The following is a 17,185-nucleotide window of genomic DNA, read 5'->3' as shown; positions in this document are numbered from 1 at the left end:
CCAAGGTATCTCAGATATGAGATAAGGCAATTCGCTCCGGGTACGGCGTGTCCCGGGCCCCCGACGACCCTCCCGTCAGCGCCGCAGCACCTTGCGCGCGAGCACGTTGCCGAGGAGCTGCCCGAGCTGCACGATCGCCACGATGATGAGCACGGTCGCCCAGGTCACGACGGTGTCGAACGACCCGAACCCGTAGCTCTGCGCGAAGTAGCCCAGACCGCCGCCGCCGACGAACCCGGCGACCGCGGAGGCGTCGACGATCGCGACGAAGGCGAAGGTGTAGCCGAGGATGAGCGGTCCGAGCGCCTCCGGGATGAGGACGGTGAAGAGCACCCGTGGCCGGCTCGCCCCCATCGCCCGCGCCGCCTCGATCACGCCGGGATCGACGGCGAAGAGGTTCTGCTCCACGACGCGGCTGATGAAGAACGCCGCGGCCAGCGAGAGCGCGAAGATCGCGGCCTTGATGCCGAAGCCGGTGCCCACCACGACCCGTGCGAGCGGCTGCACCGCGGCGATGAAGATGATGAACGGGATGGGGCGGAAGAAGTTGACCGCGAAGTTGAGCACGACGAACGCCGGACGGTTCGCGAACAGGTTGCCCGAGCGCGTCGTGTAGAGCGCCAGCCCGATGACCGTGCCCCCGAGGACGCCGAAGAACAGTGCGATCGCGACGGTCGTCAGGGTCTGGCCGAAGGCCTCCCACAGGTCGGGGCCGAGCTCGAAGAGCCGGGTGTCACCCATCACGCCACCTCCGAGATCTCGACGTGGGCGCGGATGGCGTCGAGGGCGGCGTCGATCGCCGCGTCGTCGCCGGACAGCGCCAGGGTCAGGTTGCCGAACGTGCGGCCCTGGATCTCCTCGATCCCGCCGTAGACGAGCTCGAACCGCACGTCCCGGGCGATGAGCTCGGCGAACAGGTCGGACTGCCGCACCGATGCGTCGCGCACCGCGAGGGTCACGAAGCGGCCGGCGTGGCGCTCGCGCAGCACCGCGAGCGCCCGGTCGTCGGGACGGTCGTCCACGAGGGTGGAGACGAAGCGTCGCGTCGCCGGGTGCTGCGGGTCGGAGAACAGGTCGTAGACGGGGCCCTGCTCGATCACGCGACCGGCCTCCATGACGGCGACCTTGTCGGCGATCGTGCGGATGACGTCCATCTCGTGCGTGATGAGGACGATCGTGATCCCGCGCTCCTCGTTGACGCGCTTGAGGAGGCCCAGCACCTCCTGCGTCGTCTCCGGGTCGAGCGCGCTGGTCGACTCGTCGGCGAGCAGGAGCGTGGGGGAGGTGGCGAGCGCGCGGGCGATGCCCACACGCTGCTTCTGCCCGCCGGAGAGCTGGTCGGGGTAGTGCCCCGCCTTGTCGATGAGCCCGACGAACGACAGCAGCTCCGCGATCCGCTCGTGGCGCTCGGCCTTCGGGACACCCGCGACCTGCAGCGGGTAGGCCACGTTGGCGTACACCGTGCGGGAGGTGAACAGGTTGAACTGCTGGAAGATCATGCCGATGTCCCGGCGCAGGGCGCGCAGCTCGCGCTCGCCCATGCCGGTCACCTCGCGGCCGTCGACGGTGATCGAGCCCGACGTCGCGGGCTCGAGGGCGTTGATGAGGCGCACGAGGGTCGACTTGCCCGCCCCCGAGTAGCCGACGATGCCGAAGATGTCGCCACGCTCGATGTCGAGGTCGACGCCGTCGATGGCGACGACGTCCTTGCCTCCCCGCTGGGTGGCGGGGAACACCTTGCGCACGTCGCGGAACTCCACGAGTGCCATGTCGTCCTCCTGGGAACGAGGGGGAGCGCCGGCGTACGGCGCGGGGGGTCGCACGTCGGGGCACGCGCCGCAGCTGCGGCACGTGCCCCGGGTGGGGGTCAGCCGTTGCGGACGGCCTCGCGGGCCTCGTCGAGCGCCGCGTCGAGCTCCGCGGTCGGGGTGTCGAGGAGCACCGCGGTGCCCTCGGACGCCTCGAGCACGCCGTCCTGCACCTTCTGCGTGTCGTGGTAGATCCGCACGAGCTCGAGGTAGTCCTCGTTGTCGGCGTCCTCGGCGTTGGCAGCGAAGATGTTGATGTAGGGCTGCGCGCGCTCGTCCTCGGGGTCGTCCTGCGCGAGGGCGGCCTCGGGGTCGAGACCGGCGTCCTTGATGAAGTCGTTGTTGATGACGGCGGCGGCGACGTCCTGCAGCGACGCGGCCGTGAAGTTGGCCGCGGCCTCGGTCACCTGCACGCGGGAGCCGGCCTCGTCGACCTGGGAGAGGTCGGAGGTCAGCGTGCCGCCGTCGGCGAGCTCGATGAGCCCCGCGTCCTGGAGGATGACGAGGGCACGCGCCTGGTTGCTCGGGTCGTTGGGCACGACCACCTCGGCGCCGTCCGGGATCTCGTCGATGCTGCCGTAGTTCTCCGAGTAGAGCGCCAGCGGGTAGATCGCGGTCGCGCCGATCGGCACGATGTCGGAGTCCGGGTTGGCCTCGAGGTGCTCGGCGAGGAATGCGAGGTGCTGGAACTGGTTGAGGTCGAGCTCGCCCTCGTCCAGCGCGCGGTTCGGCTGGTTGTAGTCGGCGAAGTTCACGATCTCGACGTCGAGACCGGCCTCGTCGGCTGCCTGGGTGAAGTCGCGCCAGTAGGGGTCGCTCGAGTCGACGACGCCGATGCGGATGGCGTCGCCGCTGTCGCGGATGAAGAGGAAGTAGCCGCCGACGACGAGCGCGACGGCCACCACGGCGGCGATGACCGCGTAGAGACCGGTGCGCGACTTCGGCGCCTCGAGGAGCTGGTCGGACATGGGGAACCTTTCGCACGGTGGTGCAGGACGACGGACGCGGCCGCTCGATCGGGGCGGCCGCGCCGTGGACCACGAACGCTATGAGTCGTTAACACCACCGGAACAATCGTCTTACCTGTCGATTCCGTCACGCGGTGCGGTCGCGGGGCCCGTAGCATCGGGCGGATGGACGACCGCGAGACCTTGACCTGGGAGACCTACGGCACCGCGGTGCGGGAGCTCGCGCAGCAGGTGGCCGATGCGGGCTTCGTGCCCGACGTCGTCCTCGGCATCGCCCGCGGGGGGCTCATCCCGGCCGGCTCGATCGCCTACGCCCTGGACTGCAAGAACCTCTTCACGATGAACGTGGAGTTCTACACCGGCGTGGGCACGACCCTCGACGTGCCCACCATGCTGCCGCCCTACCTCGACGCCTCCGAGCTCGACGACACGCGCGTGCTCATCGTCGACGACGTGGCCGACTCGGGGCGCACGCTGGAGATGGTCGACGCCTTCGTGCGCGGCCACGTGGCGGAGGCCCGCACGGCGGTGATCTACGAGAAGCCGCGCTCGGTCGTGAAGGGCGACTTCGTGTGGAAGCACACCGACCGGTGGATCAACTTCCCCTGGTCGACGCTGCCCCCGATCACCGACCGTTCGGGCGTCCGCGACGCCTGAGGCCGGACCGCGGCGTACCCCCCGAGGAGGTACGCCGCGGTCGGCCCGTCACGCCGGGATGCGCTCCGGGAACAGGCCGCGGAGCATGTCGGCGAACGACACGACGCCGACGAGGCCGTCCGTGTCCTGCACGACGGCGAGCTGCGCGCTCGCCTGCCGCATCTCGGCGAGCGCCGCGAGCACCGTGACCTCCGGTGCCAGCACGTGCACCGGGCGGACCATCGGAGCCAGTGGGGCCGTGCGGTCCTCGGTCAGCGTGTCGCGGACGTGCACGAGACCCGTGGGGGCGTCGGGCGAACCCACGAGGATCCGCAGGTGGCCCGTCGTGCGGCTCGCGTCCTGCACGTCACCGACGGTGGCGTGCTCCGGCACGGCGACGGGTCGGCGCGGCCGCACCAGCTCGCGCACCTGCACGTGACCGAGGTCGAGCGCGCCGGAGAGCTGGGCGGAGTAGCTGGCGTCCAGGGCGCCGACGTTCGCCGAGTGCTGCACGAGCTGGCGCAGGGTGTCGGGATCGGCACCCGAGGCCAGCTGGTCCACCGGGTCCACGCCGACCCGCCGCAAGCACCAGTTGGCGCCGTTGTTGAGCGCGTGGATGATCGGGCGCGTCAGCCACATGAAGCCCCGCATCGGCAGGGCGAGGAGCGTGGCCGAGCGCTCGGGGTGCGCGATGGCCCACGACTTCGGCGCCATCTCGCCCACCACGAGGTGGATGAAGGTGACGACGATGAGCGCCAGCACGAAGCCCGCGACGTCGGCGAGCCAGAGCGCGATGCCCCACGACTCGAACAGCGGGGTCAGCCAGTGGTGCACGGCCGGCTTGGTGATGGCGCCCAGCGCCAGCACGCACAGCGTGATGCCGAGCTGGGAGCCGGCGAGGAGCACGGAGAGCTCCGAGGCGCTGCGGAGCGCGGCGCGGCCGGCGCGGCTCGTGGCCGCGGCGTCCTCGAGCCGGTGCTTCTTGGCGCCGATCAGGGCGAACTCGATCGCCACGAAGAACGCGCTGGCCGCGATGATCACGACCGTCGCCACCAGGACGACGACAGGGTTCTCCATCATGCCTCCACCTCCGTGCCGCTGCCGCCCGTGCCGGCGACAGCGGGGCCGTCCGGCTCGGCGTGGGCGTCGTCGTCCTGGGTCGCGTCGACCACCTGCACGTGCAGGGACGACGGGACGTACTGCTCGACCTCGAGCACCTCGACCGCCAGGTGACGGACGACGGGCTCGTCGCTCTCGGCCAGGTCGCCGGGGTCGTCGGGCAGGCGGACGAGCAGGGACGTACCCGGCTCGGGGAGGGCGCCGTGCTCGGCGATGACGAGCCCGGCGAGGGTCTCGAAGTCGCCGGTCGGCAGGTCGTGCTCGATCACGCGCTCGACCTCGTCGACGGGCAGGTCGCCACGCATCTCCCAACCACCGCGGACGGCGTCGACGCTGAACTCGGGCTCGGCCGGCTCGTCGTGCTCGTCGCGGATCTCGCCGACGATCTCCTCGACGAGGTCCTCGATCGTCACGATGCCGGCGAGACCGCCGTACTCGTCGACGACGCAGGCCATCTGCTCCTTCGCCTCCGCGATGGTGCGCAGCGCGTCGGGCATGGCCATCAGCTCGGGCAGCACGATCGGCGGACGCAGGGCGGTCGTGACCGGCTTCGACCACGGCTCCTCCCCGCCGAGCGCACCGAGGTCGAGGAGGTCGACCAGGTGGACGATGCCGAGGATCTCGTCGTCCTGGCCGAGCACGGGGTAGCGCGAGTGGCCGGTGCGCATGAGCTCGCGGACCTCGCCGAGCGTCGCGTCGTGCTCCACCGAGTCGACGCGGCTGCGGGGGACCATGGCGTGCTCCACGTCGTGCTGGGGGAAGTCCAGCACGCGGTCGAGCAGCACCGACATCTCGGCGGTGAGCTCACCGGAGGCGCGGGACTCCGCGACGATGTGCTCGAGGTCGCGGGCCGTCGCCGAGCTCTCCACGTCGTGGACCGGCTCGATCTTGAGGGACCGCAGCAGCAGGTTCGACGACTGGTCGAAGAACCAGATGAGCCATCCGGTGATCGCGAGGTAGCCCAGGGTGGAGCGCGAGAGCCACCGCGCGACGGGCTCGGGGCGCGCGATCGCGAGGTTCTTCGGGAACAGCTCACCGAACAGCATCTGCACGACGGTCGCGAAGGCGAGCGCGATCAGGGTGCCGATCGTGACGCCGAGGGCGGTCGGCACACCGCCCAGCGCGAGCAGGTCGCCGAAGGCGGATCCGATGAGGGGCTCGGCGACGTAGCCGACCAGCAGGCCGGTGACGGTGATGCCGAGCTGCGCTCCGGAGAGCATGAAGGAGGTGCGGCCCGTCACCTTGAGGGTGCGGGCGGCGGTCGTGTCCCCGGCCTCGGCCTTGGCGCGCAAGGTCGAGCGGTCGACCGCCATGTAGGCGAACTCCTGCGCCACGAAGTAGCCGGTCGCCGCCGTGATCACCAGCACGACGACCACTCCGAGCAGGAGCGAGAGCAAGATGGTCACCTGGCGCGCACCTCCCCTCGAGCGGGAGAGCGGCGTGCGTCCGCGCGCCGGGTGTGGGGTCTACAGGGTTCGTCTGTCGGCCCGGTCAAGTCCTGTCCTCGTGTCGATCTGGTGCCGACGGATGTCGGCTCGGGACGTTCAACGTCGGCCCGGGCACGAAGGTTCCCGCGACACGCCAGGAGTGTCGGTGCTCCGGCCTAGCGTGCCGTCCATGGAGACCGAACCCACCACCGCCACCGGTGAGCGCGCGGACCTGCTCCAGGCCCTCCGCACGCACCGCGCCCTCTTCCTCCGTGCCCTCGACGGCATCTCCGACGAGCAGGCCCGACTGACCCCCACGGTGAGCTCCCTCAACCTCGGCGGCCTCGTGAAGCACGTGACCGCAACGGTGGGCGAGTGGAACCGCTTCATCGAGCACGGCCCCGAGGAGCAGGCCGCCATCGACTGGGAGCACATCGACTGGTCCGACCCGCCGGCGGAGGTGCAGGCCTACCACGAGCAGTTCGTGCTGGTGGCGGGCGAGACGCTGGAGGGGGTGCTGGGCGCCTACGCCGACGTGGCGGCCGCGACGGAGGCGCTGGTGACGTCCGTCGACCTCGACGCCACCCAGCCGCTGCCGGAGGCCCCGTGGTTCGCGCCGGGGGAGTGGTGGAGCGCCCGGCGCACCTTCCTGCACGTGCTCGCCGAGACGGCGCAGCACGCCGGCCACGCCGACATCATCCGGGAGTCGATCGACGGCGCGAAGACGATGGGCTGATCTACTGGCCGGCATGCGAGTCATCGGCATGATCGGCGGGATGAGCTGGGAGTCGACGGCGGAGTACTACCGCCTCGCCAACGAGTTGGTGCGCGAGCGCCGGGGTGGCTACCACTCCGCGCGGATCGTGCTGACCTCGGTCGACTTCGCCGACGTCGAACGCCTCCAGGTCGCGGGGGAGTGGGAGGTGGCGGGCGAGCTGCTCGCGGCCGAGGCCCGACGTCTCCAGGCGGCCGGCGCGGACCTGGTGGTGCTGTGCACCAACACGATGCACAAGGTCGCCGACGCCGTCGTCGGCGCGATCGACATGCCCTTCCTCCACCTGGCCGACACGACCGCCGACGCGGTGCGGGCGGCCAGCGTCCGCCGCGTCGGCCTGCTCGGCACGCGGTTCACGATGGAGCAGCCGTTCTACCGCGACCGGCTCGCCGAGCACGGCCTCGACGTGCTCGTGCCGGACGAGGCCGGCCGCGAGGTCGTGCACCGGGTCATCTACGACGAGCTCGTGCACGGTGTGGTGCGCCCCGAGTCCCGGGAGGCGTACGTCGCGGTGATGGCCGGGCTCGTCGAGCGCGGCGCGGAGGGGATCGTGCTCGGCTGCACCGAGATCGAGCTGCTCGTGGGGGCCGAGGACACCTCTGTGCCGGTCTTCCCGACGACGCGCCTGCACGTCGAGGCCGCCGTCGCCGCGGCGCTGGGGGAGTAGGGCCTCCGTCGAGTTGGGTTGTACGGCGCGGCGCGTGCGTCGAGTTGGGGTGTATGGCGCGGCAGGGGCGTCGAGTTGGGTTGTATGGCGCGGCGGGCGCGTCGAGTTGGGGTGTACGGCGCGGCGGGCGCGCCGAGTTTGGTCGAATGCGCGCGGCAGGTGCGTCGAGTTGGGGAGTACGGCGCGGCAGGCACGTCGAGTTTGGTCGAACGGCGCGGCAGGCGCGTCGAGTTTGGTCGGATCGTTTCGCCAAACTCGACGCGAGGGCGGTCATCCACAGATCACCACCGAGAGGTGGCGATCGCATGCCTGTTCGACTAGGGAGGGCGGCATGGATCGGGGGACCCACACCACAGCGACCGCGTTGATCGACGCGGTCCGCGAGCGCACGCGAGCGGCTCGTGTGGCGGAGGCGGCTGCCTTCGTCGCCGTGGGCGACTGGGCCGCTTTCCACACGTCGGACGCTGTGGTGGGTGATCCGATCACGGTGCTGGGTGAGTGGCACGAGATTGAGCGCGCCGAGGCGTTGGCCGGGGATCAGTTCCTCGAGCTGGGTGGGCCGGGGGCGCCGGTGGTGGCGGAGTTCTGCATCGGGGAGGTCGCCGCCGCCCGGGGATGTTCGTTCGACGCTGCACGTCGGCTGGTGGGGGACGCAGTGGAGCTGCGCTACCGCCTCCCGCGCGTCCACGCGCGTGTTGCTGCGGGTGAGGTCGACGTGTGGCGGGGCCGGCGCATCGCCCAGGCCGCACGGACGCTGACGTTCGAGGCGGCCGGGGTCGTGGACCGGCACGTCGCGTACGTCGCGGGCAAGGCCACCGGTCCCGAGGTGGACCGGCTGGTGGCCGAGGCGGCGGCGCGGTTCGACCCCGAGACCACCGAGGCCGAACGGCACGCGGCCGACGGCGACCGCTACCTGTCGATCGACCTGGGCGACGTCGCCTTTGCGGACCCGCTCACCGGGACCCTTCGGGGCACCGTGAACGTCCACGGCTCCCTCGACCTGGCCGATGCGCTCGACCTCGAACGGACCGTCGCCCACGTGGCCCGGCAGCTGGGCGACCTGGGCTGCGGCACGGATCTCGACGTCCGCCGGTCCATGGCCCTCGGTGAGATCGCGCGGCGCTGCGACGGCATCAACACGCTGGACTATGCCTCGGAGAACGCGACCCCGGGGGATGAGCCACGACCGGTGCAGCGGGCCCGGCGCGAGGTGGTGCTGTTCGTCCACCTCGACCAGGCCGCGATCACCAACAACCTGGACGGGTTCGGGCCGGGCATCGACGCCTGCACCGGCATGACGGGCATCGACCTGGCCCGCCTTGACACCCGCGGCGCGCCCCGCGGGGTCGTCACGGTCGAGCAGGTCCTGGCCTGGTGCGGATCGCCCGACACCCACGTCACGGTCAAGCCGATCATCGACCTCAACCGCGACGACGCCGTGAACGGCTACAGCCCGCCCGATCGGATCGCCGACCACGTCCGTGCCCGCTGGCCGAGGTGCGTCTTCCCGTACTGCACGCGTTCATCGGGAACCGCCGACCTCGACCACTGCGACCCCTACCAGCAGAGCGGCCCACCCGGGCAGACCTCCACCCGCAACCTGTTCCCGCTCTGCCGACGCCACCACCGCATGAAGACCCACCGCGAGATGACCACCGGCAACAGATGGACCTACCGGCCCACCGACCCCACCCAGAACGAACCACCCCACGCCCTCATCTGGACCAGCCCGATGGGCCTGCGCTACCTCGTCGACCGCGACGGCACCCGCCCCTGGCCCGACGGCCGAGACCCCGGCTGACACCAGCCGTCGACCACCCCGCCGCCCGTCCCCACCCCGGGGCCGGGCGGCGAAGCATGCCCGCGGGCTGCACGCCCGCGGCGGGGCGTTCCATCCCCAGCAACTTCACAGCGTCCGTCGACCTTGCCCACGGGAAGCAGGACGAGGCTGGCGGTGTTCATCCCGCACCACGTCCCTGTCCGGAGGTTCCCATGTCGGTGTCACTCGTCTCCCGTTCGCGTCGCCGCCTGGTCGGCCTCGCTCCCGCCGCTGCGGCGGTCGCCGTCCTCGTCGCCGGCGGCGTCGGCGTCCTCCTGGCCGGTCCGGAGCACATGGCCGAGGTCGCGGGCGTGGTCGCGCTGCTGACCCTCGCGGGCGCTGCTGCCGCGGTCACCTCGTTGTCGCTGATGGCCCGTCGTCGTCTGGCGGAGCTACAGCACCTGCCCGACCTGGGGCGCCGCTTCGTCACACACCACGAGCACGGCCGCGTCACCCGGGTCACCGAGGGCCAGGGGCACCTGGTGGTCCACCTCGCGAGCGAGCAGGTGCAGACGATCGTGCTCGACGAGGCCGGCGCGCCGGACCACATGACGCCCGGTGCGGCTGAGACGTCGAGCTGGCGCATGTCGACCGCGCGCCTGACGCCGCCGCAGGTGGCGGCGCTCAAGGAGAAGCTGACGACCGGTGACGAGATCACGGTCGTCTCCTCCGGGGTCGTCGCCCTCACCGGCCCGGTCGAGAAGTCGTGGCGCCTGACGAGCAGCAACGGTCTGGTGGTGTCGTCGGGCCGCGCCTCCGGGTGACTCCACGACACGCCGTCGTCACGTGCTCGTGACCTCGATCGGGTCCTCTTGCTCCCGGGCGCTCGCCTGAGCGTCCGGGAGGGGAGACACGTGGACCTGACCGACCCGTCGCTGGTCGCTCGCCTGCTGGAGGTCGTCGAGCACGACGTCGTACCGCTGACGCGGTCGGGGGTGGCGCAGGGCAACAAGCTGTTCGGGGCCGCGATCCTGCGCCGCGAGGACCGGTCGCTGGTGCTCGCCGCCACCAACGCCGAGACCGAGAACCCGCTGTGGCACGGCGAGGTGCACGCCATCAAGCTCTTCCACGAGCTGCCCGCCGCCGACCGGCCGGATCCGGGCGACTGCCTGTTCCTCGCGACCCACGAGCCGTGCTCGCTCTGTCTCTCGGCCCTGGCGTGGTCGGGGTTCGCGGACGCGGCGTACCTCTTCAGCCACGCCGACTCCGCCGACGCCTTCGCGATCCCGCACGACATCGCGATCCTGAAGGCCGTCTACGCCGTTCCGGACCCCGACCGCGACGCACCCGCGCCGGGGCGCGACCTCTACAACCGCAGCAGCCGGTTCCTCACGACGGGGGACCTCGCCGCGGCGGTGACGGCGTCCGGGGATCCCGAGGCGGCAGCGACGGTGGGGCGCCTCCGGGCGGAGTACGACGCGCTCTCCGCCACCTACCAGCGGTCGAAGGGCACGGCAGGCATCCCCCTGCCGTGACCTCCGCGGAGGTCGGGGACAGGGGAGAGGGGCTCAGCCCGGGGGCCGCCGGGCGACGGTCAGCACGTGGGTCACCGGCCAGGGCAGCGGAGCGCCGGTGCCGGCGTCGGCGAGCTCGGCCACGGGGGAGAAGCGGTGCTCGGCCAGCCACTCGTTGCGCCAGGCCGCGGAGGTGGGATCGAGCGTGAATCCCGCCTCCGTCAGGACCGTCCGCCAGTCGGCGAAGCTCAGCCCGCAGAACGACTCGTGGCACTCGCTGAGCCAGTTGTCGGCGTAGTCCTTCGTCGTCAGGAACTCCATCGCGTCGCCGAGCCGCACCTGGTACGTCGCGGAGCCGTCGTCCGTCGGCAGGCGTTCCGCGCTGAACGCGGTACCCGACAACCGCGGGAAGTCGTGGGCGAACTGCACGAGCCGTCCCGCGGTCGACAGGCCGTCGACGTACGCCGCGACTTCGGCCTGCGCCAGGTCGTCGAGCTCGCGGTGGGGCTCGACGGGCGTGACGCCGTCGTCGGTGCGCAGCGTCAGCCGCACCAGCCGGTCCGGCTCGTCCGGGCCGAGCACGTCGGAGTTCACCCACACCCCGCCGACGCGCGTGTGCTCGTGGACGCGCCGGGCGAACGCCTCGACGTCGGCGCGACCCGCGCCGTACGAGAACACCTCGTGGGTGAGCGCCACCGTGACGGTGGAGTCGATGGAGGCGGCCGGCATCACCGGGCCGGAGAGGATGTTGGCGCGCACGAACCAGATGTTGGGGTTCGCGAAGACGCCGGTGGCCTTCTTGTGCTCGGCCTCGTCGAGCAGCGGGCGTGCGATGTCGACGCCGAACAGGTCCGACTCGGCGAACCGCGGGTCCGCGGCGATGCGCTCCAGCAGGCCGCCCGTGGCGCAGCCGACGTCGACGACGCGACCGGGCTCGAGCAGCGGCCCGACCTGCTCGAACTTGCGGTCGGACGCCGTCTCGAACGACGCCGCGTAGGTGCGGTAGTCGCGCGTCGTCGTCAGGTCGCCCTCGCTGGAGACCACCGGATCGGCGAAGAGGTCGGCGACGAGACGCGGCACGTCGTACCGCTCGTAGAACGCCACCGTCTCCGGGTGCGCGATCAGCCGCCACGAGTCGTCGCCCTCGGCGAGACGCTGCACGACCTCCCACGGTCGCGCGGGCTGGTCCTCCGGGGCGCGCTCCACCGCGTCCTCGACGCCGACGACGGCGAAGCCGAGGGCCCGGTAGGACGCGGCGACCGCCGGCGTCGAGCAGGCGACCAGGGTGTGCTCGGGCGACGGCGCCGGTCGGTGGCCGAGCGCCGTGGCGACGGTCGTCACGACGAGCTCGGCGAACCGGGGGTGCTGCGGCACGTCGGGCACCGGCACGACGAGGCTGGGCAGCCCGGAGGTGACCGAGACGCGCTCGACGAGCGCCTCGCGGCGGTGGCCCGGCAGCGGGTTGCGGCGGGTCCAGGCGTGGTTGGCCGACGTCACCGGCCAGATCACCACGGCGTCGTCGGCCACGGCGATCGGCTGGTCGGACGCGTCGGTGACCTCGCCGGCGAGCAACCGGTGCAGGTAATCGACCTGGAACGCGGTGACCGCGTGGTGGCGGCCCGGGAACAACACCTCGGTGAACGTCACGACGCACACTGTGGCAGGTCCCGGCCACTTCCCTGCTCGTGACCCGTCGCTCCACTGCGTATTACGGTGAAAGAACGTAGTACGGACCGGCTCCCCTCGGGAGGCCGGAGCGAACGGCTCAGGCGTCGTCGGACCCGCACGGCTGGCCGAGCGAGAGCCACGACGCGGTCACCTCGTCGACGAGCTGCTCCGCGTCGACGGGCAGCTCGCCCTCGGTCCACGACAGGATCGCCTGCGCGGTGCCGCCGATGAGGAAGGCGATCGCTGTCGGCGTCAGCGGCTCGATGCCCCGGTCGCGGTGCCAGAGGAGCGCGTGGTCGACGAAGGTCGCGGTCATCCGTCGCAGGGCGTCCATGCGACGCAGGTGCGCCGACGGCGCTCCGGCCGACCCCGCGAGCAGCACGAGCGCGCGACGGCGGTCCGAGCCGAGCGTGGTGACGACGGCGGCCACGGCGGCGCGCGCCTGCTCCCGTGCCGACTGTCCCGTGGTGCGCTCCTGTGCGGCCAGTGCCGCTCCGGTGACCTCGGCGGCCACCTGGTCGACGACCGCGTCGGCCAGGGTGTCGAGGCTCTCGAAGCTCTCGTAGAAGTAGCGCTTGTTCAGTCCCGCGGTCGCACAGATCGACGACACGGTCGCCGAGCGCCACCGGTTCTCGGCCATGGCCGTCATCGCCGCGTCGACCAGTTGGTGCCGACGGCGGTCCACGCGCTCCGACGTCGACCGACCGGCGTAGGTCCGTGCCTCCGCATCCGACGGCGCCGTCCGAGGCAGGTGTGGCGGGTCCCCCGGCCTCCCCGTCGTCTCCACCGCGGCAGTCTGGCACAGCCGGCGCGGGTGGACGACGGGCCTGGTCCGGGATCGCCGCATTCTGGTACGGTCTGGTACCAGATGTCCAGTGGCCCTCCCGCACGAGCCACCGCCCGGGATCCCCCGCGCGCCGACCCCATCGAATCGAGGCCCCGCCGATGCGCCGTCCGTTGCGCCGCGCCACCCGCACCGCCCGCACGCTGGCTCCCGTCGTCGCGCAGACCGTCCGTCTCGGGCTCGACGAGGCGCGACGACGTGCCCGGGGCCGCTCCCCCGGCGATGACGCGGCCGCTGTCCGCGATGCGGCGGCGGTCGGTGCCGACATCGAGGTCCCGGCACCCGCGGGGGTGGCGGCGTATGCGCGCCAGGTGAGTGCGCGACGCCTGGTGGCGGCGCCGCAGGACGAGGTGGCGCGTCTGGTCCGCAACCTCGACCGGACCCACGAGTGGCTCACCCTGCACGTCGCCTGGCGCGGGGACCGGCCGGCGGAGATGGTCGAGGGCGCGGCCTTCGCCCAGCAGATCAGCCTCATGGACATCCCGGCGCAGGCCCGGTGGGAGGTCGACCGCGCCGACGCCGACGGGTTCGCGCTGCGCGGCACCGGACCCATGGGGATCACCGTCGGCCTGTGGTGCACGCTCGTCGACGCCCCGGGCGGCACGGCGGTCCGGCTGGACGGCGCCCTCGACGGGTCCCCGGTCCGCGGCCCGGTCGGGCTGACCGCCGTGCGCAGCGTCGAGACCGCGCTCACGGCCTCGCTGGTCGAGCTGGCGGCGCTCCTCGAGGGGGCGGGCGCACCACGGTTGCGGGTGCCCGACGAGCCCGTGCGCCACGAGTCCACCGGCCGTCTGCTCGACCCGACCACACCGGTGCTGGTCGGCGTCGGCCAGGTCGTCGTGCGCGAGCCCGCAGACGACCCCGCAGCCGAGCCCGCCGAGCCGGTCGAGCTCGCCGTGCGGGCGCTGCGCGCCGCGGCGGCGGACGCCGGGGCCTCTCTCGACCTGCTCGCCGTCGCCGACCTCGTGGCGGCCGTCCCCAGCGCGTCGTGGACCTACCCCGACCAGGCAGGACTGGTCGCCGAACGCGTCGGGGCGGACGGCGCGACGACCCTCCAGACGTCGACGTACGGCGGGGATGGTGGCCAGCTCGCGCTGAACGAGGCAGCGCAGTCGATCGTGGACGGTACGGCGCGCGTCGTGCTCGTCAGCGGCGCCGAGGCGGGCGCGGCGGTGGCGTCCCTCCAGCGGGACGGCCGCGAGCCGGCCTGGACCCGCCAGCCCGCCGACGCCGCCCCCGACCGCGTGGTCGGCACCGACCGCCCCGCGAACAACGAGGCCGAGACGGCGGTGGGGCTCGGGGCACCGATCTACGTCTACGCGCTGCTCGAGTCGGCCCTCGGCGCTGCCGCCGGGAGCGGCCCGGAGGAGCACCGGGCCGCGATCGCCGACCTCTGGTCGCGGGCCAGCGAGGTCGCCGCCGCGAACCCCCACGCCTGGGACCCGCGCGCCCGCAGCCCGCAGGAGGTCGCCGAGCCCCGTCCGGACAACCGCTGGGTGAGCGAGCCCTACACCAAGCTGATGTGCGCGAACCTGCAGGTCGACCTGGCCGCGGGCGCGATCGTGACCAGCGTCGCCGCGGCGCAGGCCGCAGGCGTGCCGCAGGACCGCTGGGTGTTCCTGCACGCGGGCGCCTCCGCGACCGACGAGTGGTTCGTCTCCGAACGCGCCGACCTCGCGCACTCCCCCGCGATCGCCGCCGCCGGCCGCGCGGTCCTCGACCACGCCGGGGTCGAGGCGGCCGACCTCGGCCCGATCGATCTCTACTCCTGCTTCCCGGCGGCGGTGCAGCTCGGGGCCGAGGCGCTCGGGCTGCCGTGGGAGGACCCCGCCCGTCGGCTCACCGTCACGGGCGGGCTCACCTTCGCGGGCGGCCCCGGCAACGCCTACGGCCTGCACGCGGTGGCCGCGATGGTGCCGCTGCTGCGCGCCGATCCGGCGACGTACGGCTTGACGAGCTCGCTCGGCTGGTACGCCACGAAGCACGCCCTGGGCGTATGGTCGGCGAGCCCGCCGGAGCAGCGGTTCGCGCACCTGCGGCCGACGTTCGACCGACCGCCCAGCAGGCCCGCCCGCACCGAGCTGCGGGGAACCGGCGTGGTCGAGGCGGTCACGGTGCCCCACCGCCGCGAGGGTGGTCGGGAGGCGGTCGTGCTGGCGGTGATCGACGAGGACGGTGCACGGGTGCTGCTGCGCCGCGAGGACCCGGCCGAGGTCGAGGCGCTCGCGGACGCGGACCTCCGGCGCCGCCGGGTGCGGATGGACGCCGACCGGCTCGTCGTCCTCGACGGGCACGCTGACCTTCCCGCTCCGCCGTCCGCGCCGGTGCGCACCGACTTTCAGGGCGACGTCCTCGTCGTCACCCTCGACCGGCCCGAGGTGCGCAACGCCGTCGACCGGCGCACGGCGGAGCAGCTGGAGCGCGCGATCGACGACGCCGAGGCGGACCCGACCGTCCGCGCGATCGTGCTGACCGGGGCCGGCGGCACCTTCTGCGCCGGGATGGACCTCGCGGCGGCCCACCGCGGCGAGGTGCCGGTGACCGACCGCCGGGGACCCCTGGGCCTGACGGCGGAGCCGCCCACCAAGCCGATGGTGGCCGCGGTCGAGGGGGCCGCGCTGGCCGGTGGCTTCGAGCTCGCGCTCTGCGCGGACCTCGTCGTCGCCGCCTCGGACGCGACCTTCGGGCTGCCCGAGGTCAAGCGGGGGCTGCTGGCCGCGGCCGGCGGGCTGTGGCGCGTCGGCACCCGGTTGCCGCGACCGGTGGCCCTCGAGCTCGCCCTCGTCGGCGACCCGCTGCCCGCCGCCCGGTTGGCCGAGCTCGGCCTCGTCAACGACGTCGTCGAGCCCGGACGCGCCCTCGAGCGCGCCCTGGACCTGGCCCGCCGGATCGCGGGCAACGCCCCGCTCTCCGTGCGGGTCGGCAAGGAGATCGTCGACGCTGCGCCGACCTGGAGCCCCGAGGAGGGCTTCGCCCGCCAGAGCGAGCTCGCCTCCCCGGTGCTCCTCAGCGACGACGCCCGCGAGGGCGTGGCGGCGTACGCCGAGAAGCGCGCGCCGCGGTGGAGCGGACGGTGAGCCGCGCGGCGGGCTCGCCGTGGCGCGACGCGGGTCGCAGGGTCAGGCAGCCGAGCGGGCCGGTCCCCCGTCGACGTCCACGTCGCGACGGTCGACCCCGGTGGTGACGGCGTAGAGGAGGCCGGCGACGGCGGCGCCGGCGAGCGGCGCGACGACGAACAGCCACGACTGGCCCAGGGCGGCGGTGTCGAACCAGGCGACGCCCAGCGACCGGGCCGGGTTGACCGAGGTGTTGGTGACCGGGATCGAGACGAGGTGCACGGCGGTCAGCGTGAGGCCGATGGCCAGCGGTGCGAAGCCCACCGGTGCGCGGCGGTCGGTGACACCGAGGATGACGAAGACGAAGACGGCCGTGAGCACGACCTCGGTGACCGCGGCGGCGAGGAGCGTGTAGCCCTCCGGCGACCGGTCGCCGAACCCGTTGGTGGCGAACCCGTCGGCGACGGAGAACCCGTCACGGCCCGACGCGATCACGTAGAGCAGGCCACCGGCCACGCTCGCGCCGACGAGCTGCGCCGCGACGTACGCCGGCACGTCGCGCCACTCGAAGCGACGACCCACGGCCAGGCCCAGCGTCACGGCCGGGTTGAAGTGTCCGCCGGAGACGTGGCCGACGGCGTACGCCATCGTGAGCACCGCGAGGCCGAAGGCGAGCGCCACGCCCAGGTAGCCGACCTGCTCCCCCGCCAGCACGGCGGTGCCGCAGCCGGCCAGGACGAGCCAGAAGGTGCCGACGGTCTCGGCGGCCAGGCGGGGGCCCAGGCGGGCCGGGGCGGCCTCGGCACGGGTGGACGTGGGACGGGCGGCGCGGGTCATCGCGGTGCTCCTCGGGACGGGACGGGTCGGGGCCGGAGGGCCGGCCGGGACGTTCGGACGGGCGTTGGTCGCTCGGAGCGGCGCGATCGTCACGCGCGGCCTCCTGG

At 73.0% G+C, this 17,185-nt stretch carries 15 protein-coding genes; 7 read left to right on the top strand and 8 right to left on the bottom strand.

Features of this window, described 5'->3' with window-relative positions; all coding sequences use genetic code 11:
• Nucleotides 1–75 precede the first annotated feature (75 nt).
• The 3 genes from PIR53_06675 to PIR53_06665 all read right to left on the bottom strand — a co-directional run bounded on the left by PIR53_06675 (nucleotide 76) and on the right by PIR53_06665 (nucleotide 2,776).
• Nucleotides 76–741, bottom strand: coding sequence for an ABC transporter permease (locus tag PIR53_06675; GenBank protein ID WZH53672.1), 666 nt, complete (start codon nucleotides 739–741; stop codon nucleotides 76–78).
• The gene (locus tag PIR53_06670) at nucleotides 741–1,769 is read right to left on the bottom strand and encodes a methionine ABC transporter ATP-binding protein (GenBank protein ID WZH53671.1); all 1,029 of its coding nucleotides are present in this window, start codon (nucleotides 1,767–1,769) and stop codon (nucleotides 741–743) included. The genes PIR53_06675 and PIR53_06670 overlap by 1 nt, the downstream gene beginning before the upstream one ends.
• A gap of 98 nt (nucleotides 1,770–1,867) precedes the next feature.
• Nucleotides 1,868–2,776 carry a MetQ/NlpA family ABC transporter substrate-binding protein gene (locus tag PIR53_06665; protein WZH53670.1) on the bottom strand — a complete coding sequence of 303 codons (909 nt, stop codon included), beginning with the start codon at nucleotides 2,774–2,776 and terminating at the stop codon, nucleotides 1,868–1,870.
• A gap of 165 nt (nucleotides 2,777–2,941) precedes the next feature.
• Between PIR53_06665 and PIR53_06660 the strand changes: the two genes are divergently transcribed.
• Nucleotides 2,942–3,433, top strand: a complete 492-nt coding sequence (locus tag PIR53_06660) for a phosphoribosyltransferase (protein WZH53669.1) — start codon at nucleotides 2,942–2,944, stop codon at nucleotides 3,431–3,433.
• A gap of 48 nt (nucleotides 3,434–3,481) precedes the next feature.
• Here the strand turns inward: PIR53_06660 and PIR53_06655 are convergent, their stop codons facing one another.
• Both PIR53_06655 and PIR53_06650 read right to left on the bottom strand, forming a co-directional pair.
• Nucleotides 3,482–4,492 carry a hemolysin family protein gene (locus PIR53_06655; protein ID WZH53668.1) on the bottom strand — a complete coding sequence of 337 codons (1,011 nt, stop codon included), beginning with the start codon at nucleotides 4,490–4,492 and terminating at the stop codon, nucleotides 3,482–3,484.
• A complete protein-coding gene (locus tag PIR53_06650) occupies nucleotides 4,489–5,937 on the bottom strand; it encodes a hemolysin family protein (protein WZH53667.1) in 1,449 nt (482 codons plus the stop codon). The genes PIR53_06655 and PIR53_06650 overlap by 4 nt, the downstream gene beginning before the upstream one ends.
• A gap of 211 nt (nucleotides 5,938–6,148) precedes the next feature.
• Between PIR53_06650 and PIR53_06645 the strand changes: the two genes are divergently transcribed.
• The 5 genes from PIR53_06645 to PIR53_06625 all read left to right on the top strand — a co-directional run bounded on the left by PIR53_06645 (nucleotide 6,149) and on the right by PIR53_06625 (nucleotide 10,694).
• Nucleotides 6,149–6,694 (top strand): DinB family protein, encoded by a 546-nt coding sequence (locus tag PIR53_06645; protein WZH53666.1) that lies wholly within the window; start codon nucleotides 6,149–6,151, stop codon nucleotides 6,692–6,694.
• Between the two features lie 13 nt (nucleotides 6,695–6,707).
• Complete coding sequence (locus tag PIR53_06640) at nucleotides 6,708–7,400, top strand: aspartate/glutamate racemase family protein (GenBank protein ID WZH53665.1); 693 nt, start codon at nucleotides 6,708–6,710, stop codon at nucleotides 7,398–7,400.
• A 331-nt stretch (nucleotides 7,401–7,731) separates the two neighbouring features.
• Nucleotides 7,732–9,201, top strand: coding sequence for a DUF222 domain-containing protein (locus PIR53_06635; protein ID WZH53664.1), 1,470 nt, complete (start codon nucleotides 7,732–7,734; stop codon nucleotides 9,199–9,201).
• Between the two features lie 191 nt (nucleotides 9,202–9,392).
• Entirely contained in the window at nucleotides 9,393–9,983 is a 591-nt protein-coding gene (locus PIR53_06630) for a hypothetical protein (protein ID WZH53663.1), read from the top strand.
• Nucleotides 9,984–10,073: 90 nt separating this feature from the next.
• Nucleotides 10,074–10,694 (top strand): nucleoside deaminase, encoded by a 621-nt coding sequence (locus PIR53_06625; GenBank protein WZH53662.1) that lies wholly within the window; start codon nucleotides 10,074–10,076, stop codon nucleotides 10,692–10,694.
• A gap of 33 nt (nucleotides 10,695–10,727) precedes the next feature.
• Here the strand turns inward: PIR53_06625 and PIR53_06620 are convergent, their stop codons facing one another.
• Nucleotides 10,728–12,320, bottom strand: coding sequence for a methyltransferase domain-containing protein (locus PIR53_06620; protein ID WZH53661.1), 1,593 nt, complete (start codon nucleotides 12,318–12,320; stop codon nucleotides 10,728–10,730).
• A 118-nt stretch (nucleotides 12,321–12,438) separates the two neighbouring features.
• Nucleotides 12,439–13,026 carry a TetR/AcrR family transcriptional regulator gene (locus tag PIR53_06615; protein ID WZH53660.1) on the bottom strand — a complete coding sequence of 196 codons (588 nt, stop codon included), beginning with the start codon at nucleotides 13,024–13,026 and terminating at the stop codon, nucleotides 12,439–12,441.
• 260 nt (nucleotides 13,027–13,286) lie between these two features.
• On the opposite strand from PIR53_06615, the gene PIR53_06610 reads away from it, so the two are divergent.
• A complete protein-coding gene (locus PIR53_06610; GenBank protein WZH53659.1) occupies nucleotides 13,287–16,262 on the top strand; it encodes a crotonase/enoyl-CoA hydratase family protein in 2,976 nt (991 codons plus the stop codon).
• Between the two features lie 42 nt (nucleotides 16,263–16,304).
• On the opposite strand, the gene aqpZ is transcribed toward PIR53_06610, so the two are convergent.
• Nucleotides 16,305–17,078, bottom strand: coding sequence for an aquaporin Z (gene aqpZ, locus PIR53_06605; GenBank protein ID WZH53658.1), 774 nt, complete (start codon nucleotides 17,076–17,078; stop codon nucleotides 16,305–16,307).
• Nucleotides 17,079–17,185 lie beyond the last annotated feature (107 nt).

This window comes from Nocardioides alkalitolerans (genome assembly GCA_038184435.1).
Classification (GTDB): Bacteria; Actinomycetota; Actinomycetes; order Propionibacteriales; family Nocardioidaceae; genus Nocardioides; species Nocardioides alkalitolerans_A.
This window is presented reverse-complemented; position numbering and strand designations above follow the sequence as displayed.

Bases quoted from the DNA above. Each gene is read 5' to 3' on its own strand.
- aqpZ (WZH53658.1), bottom strand. From the start codon at position 17,078: ATGACCCGCGCCGCCCGTCCCACGTCCACCCGTGCCGAGGCCGCCCCG.
- PIR53_06670 (WZH53671.1), bottom strand. From the start codon at position 1,769: ATGGCACTCGTGGAGTTCCGCGACGTGCGCAAGGTGTTCCCCGCCACC.
- PIR53_06665 (WZH53670.1), bottom strand. From the start codon at position 2,776: ATGTCCGACCAGCTCCTCGAGGCGCCGAAGTCGCGCACCGGTCTCTAC.
- PIR53_06635 (WZH53664.1), top strand. From the start codon at position 7,732: ATGGATCGGGGGACCCACACCACAGCGACCGCGTTGATCGACGCGGTC.
- PIR53_06660 (WZH53669.1), top strand. From the start codon at position 2,942: ATGGACGACCGCGAGACCTTGACCTGGGAGACCTACGGCACCGCGGTG.
- PIR53_06675 (WZH53672.1), bottom strand. From the start codon at position 741: ATGGGTGACACCCGGCTCTTCGAGCTCGGCCCCGACCTGTGGGAGGCC.
- PIR53_06630 (WZH53663.1), top strand. From the start codon at position 9,393: ATGTCGGTGTCACTCGTCTCCCGTTCGCGTCGCCGCCTGGTCGGCCTC.
- PIR53_06610 (WZH53659.1), top strand. From the start codon at position 13,287: ATGCGCCGTCCGTTGCGCCGCGCCACCCGCACCGCCCGCACGCTGGCT.
- PIR53_06640 (WZH53665.1), top strand. From the start codon at position 6,708: ATGCGAGTCATCGGCATGATCGGCGGGATGAGCTGGGAGTCGACGGCG.
- PIR53_06645 (WZH53666.1), top strand. From the start codon at position 6,149: ATGGAGACCGAACCCACCACCGCCACCGGTGAGCGCGCGGACCTGCTC.
- PIR53_06655 (WZH53668.1), bottom strand. From the start codon at position 4,492: ATGATGGAGAACCCTGTCGTCGTCCTGGTGGCGACGGTCGTGATCATC.